This is a genomic window from Bacillus sp. FSL H8-0534 (genome assembly GCF_038005885.1).
GTDB classification, from domain to species: Bacteria; Bacillota; Bacilli; order Bacillales; family Bacillaceae_G; genus Bacillus_A; species Bacillus_A pseudomycoides.
The window spans coordinates 3,561,717-3,585,344 of sequence record NZ_JBBOUC010000001.1; the positions used below are offsets into that span (position 1 = coordinate 3,561,717).

Annotated in this window: 2 protein-coding genes; both read left to right on the forward strand. The window is 41.2% G+C overall.

The window, feature by feature from the left end:
* The first annotated feature begins 202 nt into the window (after window positions 1-202).
* Window positions 203-12,871, forward strand: a complete 12,669-nt coding sequence (locus tag MHH71_RS18110) for an amino acid adenylation domain-containing protein (RefSeq protein WP_340724650.1) — start codon at window positions 203-205, stop codon at window positions 12,869-12,871.
* Between the two features lie 27 nt (window positions 12,872-12,898).
* Window positions 12,899-23,599, forward strand: coding sequence for a non-ribosomal peptide synthetase (locus tag MHH71_RS18115; RefSeq protein WP_327844009.1), 10,701 nt, complete (start codon window positions 12,899-12,901; stop codon window positions 23,597-23,599).
* Window positions 23,600-23,628: the final 29 nt, after the last annotated feature.

Here is a 23,628-nt window from a genome sequence, read left to right on the forward strand (position 1 = left end):
TGAACTCATTGATTATTACAAAATTGGTGATCTGCAGATTAGTTTGTAAGTTGAAAGTAATTATACATCCAAATTTGATTTTCTTTTACATATTTATCACTGGGAAATTCTTTTTTACTAAGACTGGAATACAACACTGCTCTTTTAGGAGAAGAAACTATTTACCGTTTTCTTGAATATTATAAAAGGTTAATGGAAGGGGTTGTCGAAAATTAAACTCTCGGAAATTAGTATTGTATCAAACGTGGAGAAACAGAAGTTATTAGTAGATTTCAATAATACCATGGCGGAATACCCGCGAAAAAAAACAATTGTAGATCTTTTCCATGAGCAAGCTATGAAGACACCAGACAGGATCGCCTTGACAATAGGAAAAGATAACCTGTCTTATAGTGAACTGCATAGAAAATCCAACCAAGTGGCTCGCCTTCTTCAGAAACAGGGGGCAGGCCGCGAACAGGTAGTGGGCCTCCTGGTTAATCGTTCGGTTGAGATGATTGTAGGTATCCTCGGTATATTAAAGGCGGGTGCAGCTTATCTTCCGATTGATCCGGATTACCCGGAGGAAAGAATCCGCTATATGCTTGATGACAGCGGAGCCGAGAAGCTGATCGTCCAGTATGCAGAAGACGTTCCCGCTCATTATTCCGGACAGGTACTGGGGCTTTGGAAACGGGAATGGGAGAAAGAAGATCCTTCGGATCTGGAAGCGGAAGCTGGTCCGGAAGACTTGGCTTATATCATCTATACCTCGGGATCTACTGGACAGCCGAAAGGAGTCATGGTGGAGCACCGGAACGTGATACGTCTCTTGTTTAACGATCAGAGTCTCTTTGATTTCTCAGAAAAAGATGTTTGGACATTGTTCCACTCCTATTGTTTTGATTTTTCGGTTTGGGAAATGTATGGCGCCCTGTTGTATGGAGGCCGATTAGTTCTTGTTCCATCTTTTGTGGCTCGTGATCCGGAGGCTTTTGCCGAGCTTCTACTTAAAGAGAAGGTGACCATCTTGAACCAGACGCCTACGGCGTTTTATCAGCTTTCTCACCAGATGAAAAAGCTAAAGCCGGCCGAGATGCCTGTCCGCAAAGTCATTTTTGGGGGTGAAAAGCTATCCCCTCTACAGCTGAAGGACTGGAAAGCGGCCTATCCTTCCACACAGTTGATTAATATGTACGGGATTACGGAAACGACTGTTCATGTCACGTATAAGGAAATCACTGAAAAAGAAATTGAGACTAACATCAGCAATATTGGAAAGCCGATTCCTACCCTTCAAGTGTATGTGCTGGGTAGCCAGAAGAACCTCCTACCTATTGGAGTTGGTGGTGAAATGTATGTGGCCGGGGAAGGTGTGACCAGAGGTTATTTGAACCGGCCGGATTTAACGGAAGAGCGCTTTGTCGAAAATCCGTTCCAGCCGGGAGAGCGGATGTACAAAACAGGCGACTTGGCCCGGTGGCTGGAAGATGGAAATCTGGAGTACCTTGGAAGAATGGATGACCAGGTTAAAATCCGCGGCCACCGGATCGAATTAGGAGAGGTTGAGACCCAGCTACTTCTCTGTAGCGGAATTAGAGAAGTTTTTGTACAAGCTTTTGAAGAGGAACAGGGACAAGCTTTGGCTGCCTATTATACAGCCGAAGAGGAATTGAGTCCTTCGGGACTCCGGATGGAATTGGCCAAAAGAGTTCCATTTTATATGGTTCCTTCTTATTTCATTCAGCTTGAAATGATGCCACTCACTTCCAATGGTAAGGTGGATCGCCACAGGCTTCCGGCTCCGAAAATGAAAGGTGTTATCCATGAGGAGCCCCGGAATCCGCTGGAAGGCCGTGTACGGTCTATCTGGGAAGAGTTTTTAGGTACCTCTCTTGGTGTAAGTGACAGCTTTTTCAATCTGGGCGGAGACTCTATCAAAGCCATCGGATTGATTAGTTTTATGAATAGGAAAATGGACTGGGCTATTCAGATTAAAGATTTGTATGAATATCCAACTATAAAAGAGCTAGTCGCGTATGCCGGTACACAAAGTTTTTCACTGGAAGAGGAACGAATAGAAAAAAGAAAAGAATTGCAGGATTCGAAGAGTAGGTTCCTTACGGAGCACGTCTCTTTAGCTTATAAAGTGGTTGATGTGTATCCAATGAGTGATATCCAGCAGGGAATGGTTTTTTATTCTTTGAAATATCCAGAAGAAGCGTTTTATCATGACCAACTTGTTTATCAGCTAGAGGATGCTTCATTTGAAGTGGAAAAATTAACTGAAGCTATGACCTTATTAATGAATAAACATGAAATTTTACGAACGGGCTTTTTCTTAGATGAAGGATCTGTGCCTCTTCAAGTTGTCTACCAGTCAGTTCCAGTCGATATTATAGAGCATGATCTATCAGTATATACAGAAAAAGAGCAGGAAGATTTTATTGAGCGTTCTCTTTTGGAAGATCGTCAGAATCCGTTTGAGCTAAAAGAGGATCCCCTTTGGAGGCTTCGGGTGTATAGGTTAAACGACCGTCAGGTCGCTTTTGCTTGGATAGTCCATCATGCCATTATGGATGGCTGGAGTGTCGCCTCTTTTATGACGGAGTTAGTAGGCGTATATTTCAAGTTGAAAACTGGTTCTGTAGAACTGTCTCAACTGAAGAGCAGCTATAAGGATTATATAGTAGACCAGATGGTTGTTTCCCAGCAGGAAGATCTAACGACTTACTGGCAGAAGGAGTTGAAAGATTTTAAGAGGCTTCAACTTCCATTTGAAGCTACACAGGAAACTAAAACAACTACTAAAGTGCTAAATCCTGAACTTCTTCAACAACTTAAACGAGTTGCTAAAAAAGAGAAGACTACTATAAGAACAATTTGCCTGACTGCCTACCTCTCTGTAATGAAGTTGATCACGTTTGAAAGTGATATAACTATAGGTTTGGTTGAGAACGCAAGGCCGGTTACTGAGGATGCTGAAAAAATGCTCGGTTGTTTTTTAAACACAATTCCTTTTAGGATTTCTATAGATAAAGAAGAGACTTGGGAGACGCTATTAAGAAAAGTTCATAAAAAACAAATTGATAAGAAAAAATTCGGACGTCTTTCGTTTAAAAGAATATCAGAAGCTATAGGTGCTTCAAGTGCTTTGGATAACCCTGTTTTTGATATTTTATTTAATTTCATAGACTTTCACACATATGAAAATATCAAGAAGCATTCCATAACCCCTAGAAAAGAGAGTTATGAAAAAACCAATACTTTATTTGATTTTTCAATTTCTACAACTCTAAATCAATTTGAAATCAGGATTGTTTCTTCTTTTTCGGATTTAATTATTAAAAGACTTTTAGGCTATTTTGAACGTGCTTTATACATTTTGATTGATAATTTAGATCAGCGGTTTAGGAATGAACAGCTTCTCGAAAATGAGGAAACATTTTCTCTTCTGCATCAGTTTAATAACCAGAAAGTTGATTACCCTCAGGAAAAAACATTGATAAGTCTTTTTGTAGAACAGGCTACTAAGGCACCAGACAAGATTGCTTTAACTCTGGGAGAAGATTGTTTGTCGTATGGTGAACTACATAGAAAATCTAACCAAGTGGCCCGCCTTCTTCACAAGCAGGGGGTAGGTCGCGAACAGATAGTAGGCCTTCTAGTCGATCGTTCACCCGAGATGATTATAAGTATCCTCGGTATATTAAAGGCGGGTGCAGCTTATCTTCCGATTGATCCGGATTACCCGGAGGAAAGAATCCGCTATATGCTTGAAGATAGCGGGGCCGAGAAGCTGATCGTCCAGTATGCAGAAGACATTCCCGCCCATTATTCCGGACAGGTACTGGAGCTTTGGAAACGGGAATGGGAGAAAGAGGATCCTTCGGATCTGGAGGTGGAAGCTGGTCCGGATGATTTGGCTTATATCATCTATACCTCGGGATCTACTGGACAGCCGAAAGGGGTCATGGTGGAGCACCGGAACGTGATACGTCTCTTGTTTAACGATCAGAATCTCTTTGATTTCTCGGAAGAAGATGTTTGGACATTGTTCCACTCCTATTGTTTTGATTTTTCAGTTTGGGAAATGTACGGTGCCTTATTGTATGGAGGCCGGCTAGTTCTTGTTCCATCTTTTGTGGCCCGGGATCCTGAGGCTTTTGCTGAGCTGCTCCTCAAAGAGAAAGTGACCATCTTGAATCAGACGCCTACGGCATTTTATCATCTTTCCCACCAGATGAAAAAGATGAAGCCAGCCGAGATGCCGGTCCGTAAGGTTATTTTTGGGGGCGAAAAGCTGTCCCCTCTACAGCTGAAGGACTGGAAAGTAGCCTATCCTTCTACTCAGTTGATTAATATGTACGGGATTACGGAAACGACTGTTCATGTTACGTACAAGGAAATTACTGAAAAAGAAATCGAGACTAACATCAGCAATATTGGAAAACCGATTCCCACTCTTCAGGTGTATGTGCTGGATGGACAAAAGAACCTCCTGCCCGTTGGAATTGGCGGTGAAATGTATGTTGCCGGGGAAGGTGTGGCTAGAGGTTATTGGAATCGTCCAGAGCTAACGGAAGAGCGCTTTGTTGAAAATCCGTTTCAACCAGGAGAGCGGATGTACAAAACAGGTGACCTGGCCCGATGGCTGGAAGATGGAAACCTGGAATACCTTGGAAGAATGGATGACCAGGTCAAAATCCGTGGGCACCGCATTGAATTAGGAGAGGTTGAAACCCAGCTACTTCTTTGTAGTGGAATCAGAGAAATTTTTGTACAAGCCTTCGAAGAGGAACGAGGGCAAGTTTTGGCCGCCTACTATACGGCGGAAGAGGAATTGAGTACTTTGGAGCTTCGAGCGGATTTAGCTAAAAAAGTTCCGTCTTATATGGTTCCTTCTTATTTTATTCAGCTTGAAATGATGCCGCTCACTGCCAATGGTAAGGTAGACCGTCACAGGCTTCCGGCCCCAGAAGTGAAAGGCACTATCCATGAGGAGCCCCGGAATCCGCTGGAAGGCCGTGTGCGGTCTATTTGGGAAGAGTTTTTAGGTACCTCCCTTGGCATAAGTGACAGCTTTTTCAATCTGGGGGGAGACTCTATCAAAGCCATCGGATTGATTAGTCTTATGAACAGGAAAATGGACTGGACTATTCAGATCAAGGATTTGTATGAACATCCAACTATAAAAGAGTTAGTCGCGTATGCTGGTATACAAAATGTTTCACTGGAAGAAGAACGTAAACGTATAGAAAAAAGAAAAGAACTACAGGATCTGAAAAACAGGTTCCTTGAGGAACACACTTCCCTAGCCCATGAGGTAGTAGATGTGTATCCAATGAGTGATATCCAGCAGGGAATGGTTTTTTATTCTATGAGAAATTCAGAAAAGGCGCTTTATCATGACCAACTTGTTTATCAGCTGGAGGATGCTTCATTTGAAGTGGGAAAATTAACTGAAGCTATGACCTTATTAATGAATAAACATGAAATTTTACGAACGTGCTTTTTCTTAGATGAAGGACCTGTGCCTCTTCAAGTTGTCTACCAGTCAGTTCCAGTCGATATTATAGAGCATGACCTATCAGTATATACAGAAAAGGAGCAGGAGGATTTTATTGAGCATTCTCTTTTGGAAGATCGTCAGAATCCGTTTGAGCTAAAAGAGGGCCCCCTTTGGAGGCTTCGTGTATATAGGTTAAACAATCGTCAGGTCACTTTTGCTTGGATAGTCCATCATGCCATTATGGATGGCTGGAGTGTGGCCTCGTTTATGACAGCGTTGGTAGATGTATATTTCAGGTTGAAAATCGGCCCTGTGGAATTGGTAGGACTGAAGAGTAGCTATAAGGATTATGTAGTGGATCAGATGGTTGTTTCACAGCAAGAAGACCTAACGACCTACTGGCAGCAGGAGCTGTCAGAGTTTAAAAGGCTTGAACTTCCATATGGGGCTGAGCAGGAAGTGGAAGCTTATATTATGGAGCTCAACCCTGACCTACTGCAGAGATTGAAGAAAGTTGCTAGGGAAGAAGGAACGACTCTAAAGACACTTTGCTTAACAGCCTATCTGTTTATGATGCGGATGATTACCTATGAAAATGATTTGACGATAGGTTTGATTGAGAATGCGAGGCCAGTTACACAGGATGCAGAGAAGGTACTTGGTTGTTTCCTGAATACAATACCTTTTCGCATAGAGATAGATGAATCTGGAACATGGCAATCACTGCTTACGAAAGTCCACCGTAAGCATGTGGATTTAAAGAGCAAAGGTCGTTTTCCTTTTAGAAAAATTGCTGAGCTGATAGGGAGAACAGAAGTAAATGAAAATCCTATTTTTGATGCCGTTTTTAACTTTGTAGATTTTCATGTGTATAACGGGTTGGAAGGTTCTCCTTTATCATATGGGGTTAATAGTTATGAGAAGACGAATACATTATTTGATTTTTCCGTGTCAACCACATTCGACCGATTTGAAATAAGAGTGGTGTCTGGTTTCTCAGAGATTGTCTTAAAAAGGTTATTAAGGTATTTTCAATTTATTTTAGAGGCGCTTTCTGAAGATATTCAAAGTAAAATTTCCACCCTTGCTCTTTTGGAACACGCGGAAATAGACAAATTACTTAAACGGTTTAATGAAACTTCGGTGGACTTTCCGAAAGATCGTACTGTAACTCAACTTTTTGAAGGACAAGCAGCGAAAGCGCCTAAAAATGTCGCTTTGGTGTTTGAAAATAAGGTTCTCACATACAAGGAACTCAACGGAATGGCTAACCAGATTGCACGTAGCTTGGTAAAGCAGGGAGTAAAGAGAGGCCAGACGGTCGGACTTCTCACGGAGCGTTCGTTTGAAATGATTGCAGGCATACTGGGCATTCTTAAATCTGGTGCTGCTTACCTTCCAATCGATCCAGGTTATCCGGCGGAACGGATTCAATATATGATTGATGACAGCGGAGCCGAACTTGTAATTCTTCACGGAGGCGTTCTTCCGTACACCTATGAAGGGAAGACCCTTACAATTGAGGAAGCTTTAGAGGAAAGCGATTCGTCCAATCTAGGTAGGATTTCCGGACCAGAAGACCTGGCTTATATTGTCTATACTTCAGGATCTACTGGGAAACCGAAAGGAAATCTGACTACCCATCGGAATGTCATCCGGACGATCATCAACAACGGCTATTTGGAAGTGAAAGAAACAGACACGTTCCTTCAGTTGTCCAATTATGCATTTGACGGTTCTACCTTTGATATTTATGCATCTCTTCTTCATGGAGCTCGGCTGGTGCTTGTTCCGAAGGAAACGGTTGGAGATGCCCTCCGGCTCTCGCGTCTAATCCAAGAAGAACAGGTAACAATTTCGTTCATGACAACAGCGCTATTCAACACGCTTGTGGATGTGGACCTTGAAAGCTTAAAGGGGCTACGAAAGCTTCTGTTTGGTGGCGAAATGGTGTCAGTCAAACATGTGCGAAAAGCATTGAGGGCAATGGGAGAAGACAGGCTCATTCACGTATACGGACCAACCGAAACAACAGTGTTTGCCACGGCCTGCCCTGTCACGGAGTCTATGGTTGACCTCCATACGGTGCCGATTGGGAAGCCGATTAGTAATACGTCAGTGTATATTCTCAGTCGTAGCGGTTATCTACAGCCGGAAGGAGTGCCAGGGGAACTGGCAATTGGCGGGGATGGAGTCTCCCTTGGATATCTGAACCAGTCTGACTTGACAGAAGAGCGTTTTATTGAAAATCCTTTTGTGCCGGGCGAGCGGATTTATAAGACGGGGGATCTTGTCCGCTGGATGCCAGATGGAAACCTTGAGTACTTGGGAAGAATAGACCAACAAGTGAAAGTCAGAGGTCACCGAATTGAGCTTGGAGAAATTGAAAGTCGACTAAAAGAATTTCCAGCAGTCCGCGAGGCGGCGGCCACTATGAAAATAGACAGTCAGAGGCATTCTTACCTTTGTGCCTATATCGTCTGGAAGGGAGAGGTATTGGAAGCTTCTTTGCGCGAGTATCTGGCAGAACACTTGCCAGCTTACATGATTCCAACTCATTTTTTCTATCTGGAGGAGCTTCCGCTTACTCCAAATGGAAAAGTGGATAAAAATAGGCTTCCTGCAGAAAGAAGTAAAGATAAGGGAACAAAGCTTTATGTAGAACCTGTCACGGACACAGAGAAGGCGCTGGCCGAAATATTTAAGGAAATCTTGCAGGTAGAGCAGGTAAGCCTGAATGATAATTTTTTTGAACTTGGAGGACACTCTCTTAAAGCTACGATTCTTTCAGCCAGAATTCATAAAATTATGAGAATAGAAGTAAGTCTGAAGCGAATTTTTAGTTTCCCAACAGTTAAAAAGCTGGCTCAACATATCGATGAGCAGTCTCAAAGCTCTTTTGAGGCAATTAGGCGTACTACCGAAAAAGAGTACTATCCTGTTTCTTTTGCGCAGAAACGAATTTATGTTTTGCAGATGATGGAGGAAAAGGGAACTCATTATAATATTCCAATACTGTTAAAAGTAGATGGGAAGCTGGAACTTGAAAAGGTTCAAGAATCATTAAACTGTCTAATTCAACGACATGAAATTTTAAGGACATCATTCCACTTCAAAGAAGAACAGCTTGTACAAAAAATTCATGATAATTTGGATTGGCCTCTGGTGCATGTCATTGCGCAGGATCCAAATATTGATATTCTTAAAAAAGAGTTTATTCGACCATTCGATTTAAGCTGTGCCCCTCTATTAAGGTCACAGTTAGTACAGATTAATGCTGAATCGCATATACTCATGATTGATTTTCATCACATCATTTCAGATGGAATATCTGTAAATATACTGCTTCAGGAGTTCTATGATCTCTATCACGGACGGGAGCTTCAAGAGGCGACTATCCAATATAAGGATTATGCGGTTTGGCAACAGAGTCAAGTTGACTCCTTAAAGCGTCAAGAGATTTTCTGGAAAAAACGTTTTGAAGGCGAAATTCCTGTGCTGGATATGCATACTGATTATTCGAGACCACAGGTACAGAAGTTCGACGGTGATTTGCTGCAGATGGATTTTAGTAGAGCGTTTACGGAAAGGATTAAACTTTTTTCTTCTCAATCAGATGTGACTCTTTACATGACTATGCTGGCAGCCTATCATGTTCTTCTTCATAAGTATACAGGCCAGGATGATATTGTGATTGGTTCACCGATTGCAGGGCGTTCTCACTCAGACACGGAAAAAGTAGTCGGCATGTTTGTCAATACTCTGGCGCTACGTCATAAATCAAATGCTGGACAATCATTTAGCGAATTTTTAAATCAGGTGAAAAATGAGGTGCTTCTTGCACAAGAACATAGTGGATATCCATTTGAAGAATTGGTCGAAAAACTGGGGATTCAACGTGTGTTAAATCGAAATCCTTTGTTTGATACAATGTTCATTCTTCAGAACATGGAGAAATTTCAAACGAATCATGATGGACTACAACTTAACGTAATGCAGTTAGAAATGGATACATCAAAATTCGACCTTAGCTGGGTTATAGATGAAACTGAAAATCTCCGTTTGTCGGTAGAATACAGCACTAGTCTGTTTAAAAAACAATCTGTGGAAAGAATGGCTACCCATTACATTCATATTCTTGATCAGATTCTAAAAAATCCGGATATCCTGATTGGCCATATCCAACTGGCTACAGAAAGTGAAAAACAGGAGGTTCTTATAAAGTTTAATCAGACCGGGTTTCAGCAGGCGAAAGTTGAAACGCTGCATGGCTTGTTTGAGCAGCAGGTGAATAAAAGCCCTAACAAAGTTGCAATTGTTTCTGGCAACGAGCGGATCACATATAGAGCTCTTAATGCACGTTCAAATCAGCTGGCCAGAGCTTTAAGGAATAAAGGGATCGGAAAAAATCAGATTGTAGGGTTGTTATTCGAAAAGTCCATTGACATGATTGTAGCCATCTTAGGGGTGTTAAAAGCGGGTGCAGCCTATATGCCGATTGATCCGAGCTATCCTGAGGATAGAATATTGTACATGCTCAATGACAGCAGATCAAAGGTTTTAGTCTGTACTAATTCTACATGTGTTCCTACAGAATTTAATGGGAGTATTTTGAAGATTGATGATATTCTAGCTACATCTTTTGAAGTTCATAATCTGAGTGAAACTGCTTCAGCAGAAGATTTATCGTATCTGATATATACCTCAGGTTCCACAGGAAAGCCAAAGGGAGTAATGGTGGAGCATAGGAATGCAGTGCGTCTTTTCTGTAATCAAAATAAAATATTTGATTTTGATGAAGAAGATATATGGCTATTCTTTCATTCCTATTGTTTCGACGTCTCAGTATGGGAAATCTTCGGTTCTTTGCTGAGGGGAGGAAAGCTGGTTGTAATATCTCAAATGGACAGCAGAAGCCCAGAAAAGCTTCTAACGATTATGGAAAAAGAGAAGGTAACTATTATGTGTCAGACACCGTCTTCCTTCGTTCCAATGTCTGCGGAACTTAATAGAACTTTCTACAACTTGAAGATAAGGAAAGTTATGCTGGCCGGAGAAGCTTTATATCCTAACCAGCTAGAGCAATGGAGACAGGTTTATCCTGATACACAGATTATTAATATGTACGGCCCAACTGAAACAGCAGTTTATGCCACATATAAAGTGATGAATCCAGCTGAAACATCTTACATCAGCAATATAGGAGCACCTTTAGAACTTACAAAAGCTTATGTACTCGATAATCAAATGAATCTCCTACCAGCAGGAGTACCAGGCGAACTCTACATCTCCGGTACAGGAGTTGCAAGGGGTTACCTAAACATGGAAGAGTTGACATGTCAGAAGTTTATGACAAATCCTTTTGAGATTGGACAAAGAATGTATCGGACAGGAGATCTCGCTCGTTGGCTTCCAGACGGAAATTTAGAATATTTAGGAAGGAAGGATTCCCAAGTCAAGATAAGGGGTTACCGAATCGAACTGGGTGAGATTGAAGCTTGCTTATTGGCTCATCCTTCAATTGAAGAAGTTATTGTTTCTTCAAGAAAAACTGAGGACGGAAACTTGAACCTCTGTGCGTATTTGATCTCAAACAAAGAATGGAGCGTTTCGGAGCTACGGGCTCATTTATTGAGAACTCTACCAGAATATATGATACCTGCTTTTTTTGTCGAGCTAGACTCTTTTCCGCTCACATTAAACGGAAAACTTGATTACACAGCACTACCTGAGCCGAAATTAAAGAAGAGCGCTGAGAATTACACTGCACCTAAAACAGAAATGGAGAAAATAATGGCTCAAACTTGGCAAGAGGTCCTACGGATTGAGGCTGTTGGTATCCATGATAATTTCTTTGAACTAGGAGGAGATTCAATTAAAGCCATTCAGATTTCGGCAAAACTTCATGAACATCGGTTGAAATTCGATATGAAGGACTTGTTTAAGAATCCTTCTATATCGGATTTGATCCCTTATTTACAGTCTAGCCAGGCTGATGAGGAACAAGGATTGATTGAGGGGAATGTTCCGCTCACGCCAGTGCAGAAATGGTTTTTTTCTCAGCAATATCATGAAGTAGGACACTTTAATCAATCCATGATGCTTTTCCGGAAAAAGCGTTGGAATCCTATAGCCGTAAAGGATAGCATGCAGAAGATTTGTGAGCACCATGATGCCCTTCGCATGGCTTTCTCACTTGAAGGTTTTTCACAGTATAACAGAGGACTGGAAGGTATAGATTTAACGATTGAAGTGCTGGAGTTTTATGGAGCAGAGAATGCAGAGGCCTTGATAGAGAAGGAAGCAACACGGATACAGGGCAGCCTTAACCTTTCAGAGGGGCCGCTTGTAAGACTTGCTATCTTCAATACCGAAGAAGGTAGTTACCTTCTGATAGTCATCCATCATCTGGTTGTTGACGGTGTTTCATGGCGTATTATTTTGGAGGACTTTTCGTATCTATATGATGAAGGAGGATCAGTTCTCCCTGCTAAAACGACTTCATATCAATCTTGGGCGAAAGAGCTATATAAATACGCAAAGAGCCAAAAGCTTCAAAAGGAGATTCCTTATTGGAGAAAATTAGAGTCGAAAATTGTCCCGCCTCTTCCAAAAGATCAAAGTGTTACAGGGGCTTCTATCTACGGGAATACTCAATTAGAAGAATTCTGTCTGGGTGAAGAAGAAACTAAAATCCTTTTAACAGATGCTCATCGGGCCTATCAGACAGAGATAAATGATCTTTTGCTTGCTGCACTTGTTCTCGCGGTTAAAGAGTGGACTGGCAAGAACAGCATGGCCGTTACCTTAGAAGGCCATGGTCGAGAAGATCTGTTAGAAAAAGTAAATTTAAGCAGAACAGTGGGATGGTTTACAAGTATGTTCCCGGTTGTTTTTGAACTAGACTCAGACCATTTTTCTTCAGTAATCAAAGAGGTTAAAGAAAATCTTCGCGATATACCAAATAAAGGTGCGGGGTATGGAGTGATTAAATATTTGGCTCTTGAAAACGATATGGACTTTAAATTTAGTCTCAAACCAGAAATCAGCTTTAATTACTTAGGTCAGTTTAACCATGAGATATTTAACATGCCAATTGGGAAACAGATTAGTATGATTAATGAGAATCCTTATCCTATTCAAATGAACAGTTATGTTTCTGGGCAGCAGCTAAGAATGATATTGCTTTATGATCAGAGGAGCTTTTATAGCAGCAGCATAAAATCCTTTGGAGAGCGTTTCATACATTATCTGACTCTATTGATTAAACATTGTGAAAGTAAGGAAGAAACAGAGAGGACTCCAAGCGACTTCAGTATGACCAAATTGACCACAAGTGATTTAGACGATATTTTTGAGGTCTTTGAAGAGAAGGATTAAATTATATTACATTGGGGGTTATAGGGTGTGTTTAATAAAAAAAACGTAAAAGACCTATACCGACTATCTCCGATGCAGCATGGGATACTATTTCATTGTTTAAATCATCCAAAGGACCATGCTTATTTTGAGCAGATGACGATGGAGGTAGAAGGAAATCTTAACGTAAAACATCTTGAAGTTAGTTTGAATAGAATCGTTGAAAAACATGATGTTTTACGTACAGTCTTTTTGTATTCAAAAGTAAAGGAGCCGACACAGCTCGTTCTAAAAAGCAGAAAAACATCTGTTCAAGTAGAGGATATATCCTACCTAAGCAAAAGTGCACAGCATGATTTTCTGATGAACTTAAAGCGTAAGGACCGGGAAAGAGGATTTGATCTTTCCCGGGATCTCCTTTTTCGGATGGTGGTAATTCGGACAGGAGACGCTACATATCAGATTCTGTTGAGCTTTCATCATATTATATTGGACGGCTGGAGCATCGGATTATTGCTTAAGGAACTGTTTGAGGAGTATAGATGTCAGCAGCACGGCCAATCAAACCAAAATGAGAAATCAATGCCGTTTAGTGCTTATATACGGTGGCTGGAAGAGCAGAATGAAGAAGAAGCAAAGGCTTTCTGGGCTGGATATTTAAATGGATATCAGAATCTGTCGGGGATCCCCTATAAAAAGTCCAATCTATCAAGTGAATATAGAAGGGAAGAACTTCATTTCAGATTAAATTCAGTATTGACAAGGAAGCTGAAAGAGTTGGCTATATCACAGCATGTGACATTAAACATTCTTATCCAGACCTTATGGGGAATTCTACTTCAGAAGTTGAATGATATTGATGATGTTGTCTTTGGCTCAGTGGTATCTGGAAGGCCGTCAAATATTTCTGAAGTAGAAAAGATTGTTGGGTTGTTTATAAACACCATCCCTGTCCGGATTTCAGCGTCAGATGATGAGACGGTTGTCGGGGCCCTTAGTCAGGTGCAGGGTGCTTCATTAGAGGCGAAAAACTATGACTTTATTTCTCTGGCGGATATTCAATCAGTGAAAGCAGCACAAGGGCCAATATTTGATCATATTTTTGCATTTGAGAATTATCCAATGGACTCGTCTGGGGTGAATGGTGATCCTAAACTAGGATTTAGAATAACCGGAGTTACAGCTTTTGAGCAGACAAACTACGAATTGGTTATTCAGCTTCATGCAGGTGAAGAGTTAAACGGAAAAATAACATATAACGGAGCTGTCTATCCTAAAGAGCTCATTAAAAGACTGCCTGTTTATCTCGAGAAGTTGGCCCAGGTGGCAGTAGAATCTCCTTCTACTGTCATTGGAAACATTAGTCTTGCTACAGAGGAAGAACTAAAAATATTTGAGAAGTGGAACCAGACTACTACGGATTATCCGAAGGATAAAGTGCTTTCTGAGTTATTTGAAGAACAGGCAAAACACTTGCCTGAACAGATAGCTCTAGTGTTCGGAGAGCGGTCTATTACCTACAGAGAAGTAAATGAAAAAGCAAACCAGATAGCTAAACATCTACAAAAGTTGGGAGTATCTCGAGGAAAGACAGTTGCTCTTCTGATGGACCGTTCGGCAGAAATGATAATCAGCATGCTTGGTATTTTAAAAACTGGCGGTGCGTATCTTCCTATCGATCCTTCATATCCTTCAGATCGAATTCAGTATATGCTGGAGGACAGTGGTACGGATCATTTAGTCGTTCAGGTACAAAAGCTAATTCCTCATTTCTTTAAAGGCCATGCTCTTGTTTTAGAAGAAGGCGAATGGATGCAGGAAGGGAAGGATGACCTTGCAAAGGAAAATGTACTAGATGACACAGCTTATATTATTTACACATCTGGTACCACTGGGAGACCGAAAGGTTGCCAGATTTCCCACCGTAACGTCATTAAAACAGTAAAAAATAACGGCTATATTGAAATTAAAACGGACGATCGGCTTCTCCAGTTAGCGAATTACGCTTTTGATGGTTCCGTGTTTGATATATACAGTGCCTTGTTGAATGGAGCTAGACTCGTGCTTGCTCCAAACAAAGCTGCTAGCGATCTTAAGGAAATTGCAAGGTTAATGGAAGAGGAGAATATTACGATATCTTTTATGCCTACCGCATTGTTTAATGTAATTGTAGATGAGCAGATATCTTGTTTGAAAAACTTGAGAAAAGTCCTGATGGGCGGCGAGAAGGCTTCTGTAAAACATGTTCGCAAAGCAGTCAATTATCTAGGAGATAACCGGATAATTAATGGTTATGGTCCAACGGAAACAACGGTATTTGCTGTTACGTATGAAGCTGATCATAAAGTAAATTCCTTAGATTGTATTCCTATAGGCCGTCCAATGAATAATACACAGCTGTATGTTGTAAGCCGCTCTGGCCATCTTCAACCAATGGGTGTTCCTGGGGAATTATATATAGGCGGAGATGGAGTCGGTAAAGGCTATTTAAACCAAAATGAGCTTACAAACAAATTCTTTATAAATAATCCTTTCGGTGAAGGTAAGGTATATAAAACTGGTGACTTAGTACGCTGGCTACCTAATGGGACTTTGGAATGCCTGGGGAGATTGGATCAACAGGTGAAACTTCGTGGACATAGAATAGAACTAAGCGAGATAGAGGCTAGGCTAGCTGAATATCCTGACATACAAAACTGTGTAGTAGCTTTAAAAGGAGAAGGATCGAATGGATCTTACTTATATGCTTATTATGTGGCTGAATTGGAAGTAGAAACTGTAGCGTTGAAGAAATTTTTACAGGAAAAGCTTCCTAGTTTCATGATTCCTGCAAGATTTGTGCAGCTGGATGAAATTCCACTCACCTCAAATGGGAAGGTGGACAAAGGTAGCCTGCCTGCTCCTAGCAGCGTGATAGAACTATATAAGGATCCAGAAACAGAGACAGAAAAAACAATAGCAGAGATTTGGCAGGATATACTCGATGTCGAGAAAGTGAGCCTTCATGATAACTTTTTCGAGCTTGGCGGACATTCACTCAGGGCCACGCTACTCGCCTCGCGTCTACATAAAGAGCTTAAAGTCGAGTTGCCTCTCAAAGTGATATTTTCGCGACCGACAGTAAAAGAGCTGGCTGATTATATACAGAGCAACCAGAAAGGCACTTTTGACCGAATTTCGTCTGTAAAGGTAAGTGATTATTACCCAGCGACATCCTCCCAAAAAAGAATTTATTTGGTAGAACAGCTTGAAGAGCACCAAAAAAATACAAGTTATAACGTCCCTGGTGTATTTGAAATTCACGGTAATTTGGATTTGCAACAATTGAATCAAGCTTTTATGTCTCTGATTCAAAGGCATGAGTCACTACGCACAACAGTCATTGCAAGAGAAGGAGAGATTGTGCAGAAAGTACATCAAAAAGCTGATTTTAGTCTAAGAATCACGGAGTGTACAGAAGATGCGGTTGAACGAGTTATAGCTTCTTTTATACAGCCTTTTGACCTTACTAAAGTTCCTTTGATAAGAGCAGGCATCATCAAGTTGAGCAGCAGACGCCACCTACTAATGATTGATATGCATCATATCATTACTGACGGAATCTCCATGAGCATTCTTATGCAGGAACTAGCAGAACTGTATATGGGGAATCAGCTTCCAGAGATTCCGCTTCAATATAAAGATTATGCTGTCTGGATGCAGAGTGCGACTCAAAAAGAGCGTCTCCATAAACAGAAATCTTTCTGGACAGATATTTTTCAGAAGGAAATGCCTATACTTGAGATTCCGACTGATTACTGCAGATCTGTGGAAAAGGATTACAGGGGGGAGATTAGCACCTTTGAGATAGCTCCTAATCTGATTCAGAAGCTAAAGAATTTATCAATCGAACGTGGAGCCACTTTATTTATGACGTTTTTAGCGGCTTATCATGTCATGCTGTCAAAGTACACAGGACAGAAAGAAATTGCTATTGGCACAGCGGTTGCAGGACGGTCTCATGCTGATACTGAAGGAATAGTCGGTATGTTTGCCCATACCATTCCATTGAGGAATGTCCTTGATGATAAATGGACTTTCTCAAAGTTTTTAAGCGAAGTAAAACAGAATGTTTTGCAAGCTTATGAACATGCAGATTATCCAATCGAAGAGCTGGCAGACCAGTTAGGTGGACACCGCTCGATGAATCGAAATCTTCTGTTTGATACTATGCTTACTTTTCAGAATATGGATACTGCTAAGTTGAATATTCCAGGATTACATATTCATCCATATAACTGGAGCTGGAGAAATGCGAAATTTGATTTGAACTGGATTGTGATTGAGGATGATGCTCTTTCCGTATCGATTGAATACAGTACAGCCCTGTTTAAAAGGGAAACGATTGAAAGGATGCAAAGACACTTTAATCATATTCTTATGCAGATTATCAGCAGTCCTGAGATGCCAATTGCTGATATTCAGTTGGCTGGAAAAGAAGAAGTCGATATTCTGGTAGAGGTGTTCAGCGGAAGAAAGGAACACTATCCGAGATCTAAAACGATTCATGAGATCTTTGAGGATAAAGCAGCTGAAGCTCCTGATCAAATTGCTATTTCAATGGAGAAATGTCTATTAACTTATAAAGAATTAAACGAACAGGCGAATCAAGTGGCCCGTAGTCTGCAGAAAAGAGGAGTCGCTCGCGGCCATACAGTAGGGCTTATCTTGGAAAGATCAGCTGAAATGATTGTAGCCATGCTCGGGGTTTTGAAAGCGGGAGGAACATATGTCCCAATTGAGCCAAGCAGTCCTTCAGAACGAGTTCGCTATATGCTTAAAGACAGTCAAACAGAATTCATAGTAGTACAGAGTGAGCAATTAATTCCAGAGGATTATATGGATCAGGTCTTAATTCTTAGTGAGAAAGCGTGGGCTCGGGAAGCCAGTCATAATCTATTGAATAAAAATGAGCCGGGGGATATAGCTTATATCATCTATACTTCAGGATCGACCGGACAACCTAAAGGAAATCTTACTGCTCATCAAAATGTTATTAAGACAATTATAAACAACGGATATATTGAAATCTTAGATACAGATCGAATACTGCAGCTTTCTAATTACGCGTTTGACGGATCTGTATTCGATATTTACAGTGCTCTGCTGAATGGAGCAACTCTTGTATTGATTCCACAGGAAACGGCATTAGATATGAAAGCTCTGTCGGGATATATCCAGAGTGAGAATATTACTGTTTCCTTTATGACGGCAGCCCTATTTAATGCGCTTGTCGACTTGGAACTTTCCTGTTTGAAAGGCATGAGGAAAATTATTTTTGGTGGGGAGAAGGCCTCTGTTAAACATGTAAGTAAAGCTTTTGACTACCTTGGAGAAAACCGGCTGATTAATGGATATGGGCCTACTGAAACGACAGTTTTTGCAGCAACATATGCTGTAGATTCGGCAGTAAAGGTTACAGGAACGGTTCCAGTTGGAAAGCCTTTAAATAATACTTTTCTATATGTAGTAAACCAATATCTCCAGCTTCAGCCTATTGGCGTTCCTGGCGAATTATGTATTGGAGGAGAAGGGGTAGGAAAAGGGTATCTGAATCTTCTAGGTCTTACGGCCGAGCGGTTTGTTAAAAATCCTTTTGGAAATGGAACGTTATATAGAACGGGCGATTGGGTACGCTGGTTACCAGATGGAAATATTGAGTATCTTGGAAGGATGGATGAGCAGGTTAAATTGAGAGGACACCGGATAGAGCTAGGAGAAATTGAAGCTAGGATACTTGAAAATCCGGATATCCAAAATGCTGTCGTGATAACAGCAAATAGCCACGAGTACGGATCCTACTTATGTGCCTATATAGTGTCAGAGGCAGAGTGGTCCGAACAGGATCTACAGACGGAATTAAAAAGGAAATTACCAGAGTATATGATCCCTACTAGCATTATAAGATTGAAAGAACTACCGCTTACGACAAATGGAAAGGTTGATAAAAGAGCGCTCCCAAATCCTTTTGTATACAGAGATCTCCAAGCGGATTACGAACTACCTGTAGGAAGAGAAATAAAAATGGCTGAGATTTGGAAAGAACTGCTCGGCATCGAAAATGTCAGTCGCACAGATGATTTTTTCAAATTAGGCGGGCACTCGCTAAAAGCATCTGTTCTGGTCCATAGGATTCAGAAGGAATTTAATAAAGCAGTATCTCTACGAGAGATATTCACTTCGACCACTCTGAAGGAAATGACCAGATTGACTTATGATTCTAAAGAAATACAGTATAAATCTATTCTTCCAATGGAAGAAAAACCTTTTTATCCAGTTTCCTCTTCTCAAAGGCGTATGTTCGCTGTAAATCAGTTGGAGGGAAGAGAATCTGGAGTTCACTATAATATGCCGGCCATTATTGAGATAGAAGGAAACTTAAATGTCGACCAATTGGCTTCTGCATTAAAGTCCTTGATAAGTAGGCACGAGTCACTACGAACTTCTTTTCATTTGAACAAGCAGGAGCTCACTCAAAAAGTTCATTCTGAAGTTAAATGGAGTATGGATTTTATGCATGCTGATGAAGGAGAAATGCCAGAACTGATAAGGTCTTTCATACAGCCTTTTGATTTAAGTTGTGCTCCTCTCTTTCGAGCAAGTCTTGTAAAACTAAAGGATAACCGCTTCATTTTGATGTTAGATATGCATCACATCATTTCAGATGGTATTTCAGTGGCTGTGCTTTTAGAAGATTTCTCTCTTCTGTATCAAGGGGAGGTACTTCCAGAAATAGCGGTTCAATATAAAGATTATGTGGGCTGGCAACGTGAAATAGCTCAGCAGGAGCACCTGAAAAAGCAGAAATCCTACTGGCTTGAACGCCTGTCAGGAGAACTACCTGTATTAGAGCTATCCACGGATTATAAACGGCCAAAAGTACAAAACTTTGAGGGGAAGACACTAAACTTTGAAGTGTCTGCTGGTGAGCTTGCAAAACTAAAGGATGCCTTCTCAAATGACGATGGCACAACATTGTATATGATTCTACTAGCTGCTTATCATGTTTTACTCTCAAAATATACAAACCAAGATGATATATTGATTGGGACGCCAATAGCGGGGAGACCGCATGCAGAATTAGAACCGGTTGTTGGTATGTTCGTCAACTCATTAGTAATTCGGAATAAATCAGCAGGGAATAAATCTTTTCAGGAATTTCTATCACAAGTTAAGCGTGAAGTATTGAATGCTTTTGAAAATGCAGATATGCCTATCGAAGAACTCATTGAACAGTTGGATATTTCCAGAACTCTGGACAGAAATCCATTATTCGATACTATGTTTACTTTGCAGAATATAGATAACCAAGTTGAAATACCTGGACTTCATTTACATCCTTATAAATGGAACTGGTCTATTTCAAAGTTTGATATGACCTGGGTATTTGTGGAAAAGGAAACACTCCAGTTTACAGTAGAGTATAAATCTAGTCTCTTTAAAGAAATAACCATTAAAAAAATGGCTAACCATTATAATCATATTTTGCAACAAATCATTAGTAATCCAGATTGTCTATTGGATGATATGGAACTGTTAACAGAAAAAGAAAAGAAACAGCTGCTGTTAAAGAACGATATTATGAAACATTATCCAAAGGATAAATCACTGCAGGAGCTTTTTGAAAAGCAAGTAGCGAAAAATCCAGATAATGTGGCGCTGATATTCGAAGACAGGAAGCTTAGCTATCAAGAGCTAAATGGAATGGCTAACCAAATCGCACATAGCCTAGTAAAACAGGGAGTAAAGAGAGGGCAGACAGTTGGACTTCTCACGGAGCGTTCGTTTGAAATGATTGCAGGCATACTGGGCATTCTTAAATCTGGTGCTGCTTACCTTCCAATCGATCCAGGTTATCCGGCGGAACGGATTCAATATATGATTGATGACAGCGGAACCGAACTTGTAATTCTTCACGGAGGCGTTCTTCCGGACACCTATGAAGGGAAGGTTCTTACAATTAAGGAAGCTTTAGAGGAAAGGGATTCTTCCAATCTAGGGAGGACTTCCGGACCAGAAGACCTGGCTTATATTGTCTATACTTCAGGATCTACTGGGAAACCGAAAGGAAATCTGACTACCCATCGGAATGTCATCCGGACGATCATCAACAACGGCTATTTGGAAGTGAAAGAAACTGACCGGTTCCTTCAGTTGTCCAATTATGCATTTGACGGTTCTACCTTTGATATTTATGCATCACTTCTTCATGGAGCGCGGTTGGTGCTCGTTCCGAAGGAAATGGTTGGAGATGCCCTCCGGCTCTCACGTCTAATCCAAGAAGAACAGGTAACAATTTCGTTCATGACAACAGCGCTATTCAACACGCTTGTGGATGTGGATCTTGAAAGTCTAAAAGGGCTGCGAAAGCTCCTGTTTGGCGGTGAAATGGTGTCAGTCAAACATGTGCGAAAAGCATTGAGGGCAATGGGAGAAGACAGGCTCATTCACGTATACGGACCAACCGAAACAACAGTGTTTGCCACGGCCTGCCCTGTCACGGAGTCTATGATTAACCTCCATACGGTGCCGATTGGGAAGCCAATCAGTAACACATCGGCTTATGTTTTAAGTCCTAGCGGTCAGCTTCAGCCGGAAGGGATTCCTGGAGAGCTATCTATTGGAGGAGACGGAGTCTCCCACGGATATCTGAATCGACCGGACTTGACAGAAGAGCGTTTTGTGGAGAATCCTTTCGTGCCTGGCGATCAGATCTATAAGACGGGGGATCTTGTCCGTTGGATGCCAGATGGAAACCTTGAGTACCTGGGGAGGATTGATCAACAGGTGAAGATTAGGGGACACCGGATTGAATTAGGAGAGGTTGAAAATAGGCTGTTGTCACACAGTGCTGTTGCTGATGTAACTGTTGTAGTCAATAGAGATGAAAAGGCTCAATTTTATCTATGTGCTTACCTTATTACGAAATCTGACTGGACTGTTTCAGCAATCAGGTACCATTTAAAAGAAACTTTGCCTGACTATATGATTCCTTCATATTTTGTTGAGGTCGAATCCTTCCCACTCACTTCTAACGGAAAAATTGACAAAAAAGCACTGCCCGAGCCGATAAGTGCGGTGCCAATCAGGGAAGAGTACTCGGCACCTCTATCAGATAGGGAAAAGCTCTTAGCATCTGTATGGGAGGAAGTACTCCGGACAGAACGAGTTGGCATTCATGATAACTTTTTTGAATTGGGAGGAGACTCCATTAAAGCGATCCAAATTGCAGCTAGGCTGAACGAGCATGGATTGAAATTCGAGATGAAAGACTTGTTTAAAAATCCAACAGTATACGAGCTTGTTCCATATATTCGGTTTGCAGCCGCATCTGCAGAGCAAGGCCTAATTCAGGGTGATGTACCTCTGACTCCGATACAGCATTGGTTTTTTGAACAGCAGTTTCCTATACCAGAACACTTTAACCAATCTATGATGCTGTTCCAAGAGGAAGAGTGGAATTGTGAAGCGGTGATGGAAGCTTTCCGCAAACTTTGCGTGCATCATGATGCGCTCCGAATGGTTTATTCTTCTTCGAAGCAGTACAGTCGGGGGACGGAAGCTATTGATTTTACTCTTCAGCGATTTGACTTTAGGGGAGTAACAGATGCAAAACCTTTAATTGAGAAAGAAGCAAACTATCTCCAAGCTAGTCTTAATCTCGCAGAAGGTCTGCTGATAAAACTGGGGATTTTTGAGACTGATGTAGGAAGTTATCTATTAATTATTATTCATCATCTTGTGGTGGACGGAGTATCCTGGAGGATTCTTCTGGAGGATTTCCATCGTCTATATGAGAAAGGAGAAGTTCTTCCACCGAAGACCACCTCTTACCGTGCTTGGGCAAGTGGGCTGTCTGAGTATGCAAGGGGCAGGGCTATACAAAAAGAGATTCCGTACTGGGAAGGTGTCGAATCTATGAAAGTGGCTCCCCTGCCGAAGGACAGGGAAAACGATGGAAGCTTCAGTAAAATAGAAGCTCTGCATTTCAGCCTTGACGAAAAAGAAACACACCAGCTTCTGACAGAAGCCCATCGGGCTTACCAGACTGAAATTAATGACCTCCTTCTTGCGGCACTTGCTCTAACAGTTCAGGAATGGACAGGAGAAAATAGGATGGCAGTCAACCTGGAGGGACATGGCCGCGAAGATCTCATAGAAGGAGCAGATCTAAGTAGGACGGTTGGTTGGTTTACAAGTATGTTTCCAGTAGTATTTGATGTATCTTCAAGTGATCTTGGCGGTGTTATTAAAGAAGTAAAAGAAACATTGCGGAAAATACCAAATAAAGGGGCTGGATATGGGATACTTCAATACCTTTCTGATAAAAGGGTGTTCAAATGGCAAGGAAAGAGAAAACCGGAGATAAGCTTTAATTATCTTGGAAGGTTTGAAGCCGAAGGCACCCAGACGCATTCTACGATGCCAATGGGTTTTCAAGTAAGCCCGATTAATCATTTTTCAAACGGACTGGACTTCAATGGTTTTATCACTTCAGGTCAATTAACAGTTCAAGTAAGCTATGATTCTCAAAAATTTCATTATAAGACTATTGAAAATGTAATTAGGCAATATGAGGAATGGCTAAAAGCCGTTATCAATCATTGTGCCGGAAAGACAGATGCAGAAAAAACACCTAGTGATTTTTCTGATGAAGAACTTACATTTGAAGAGTTAGATGCTATATCTCAGCTTATAGATAATATCTAAATTCTCGTCTTGAGAAAGTTACACTAGCT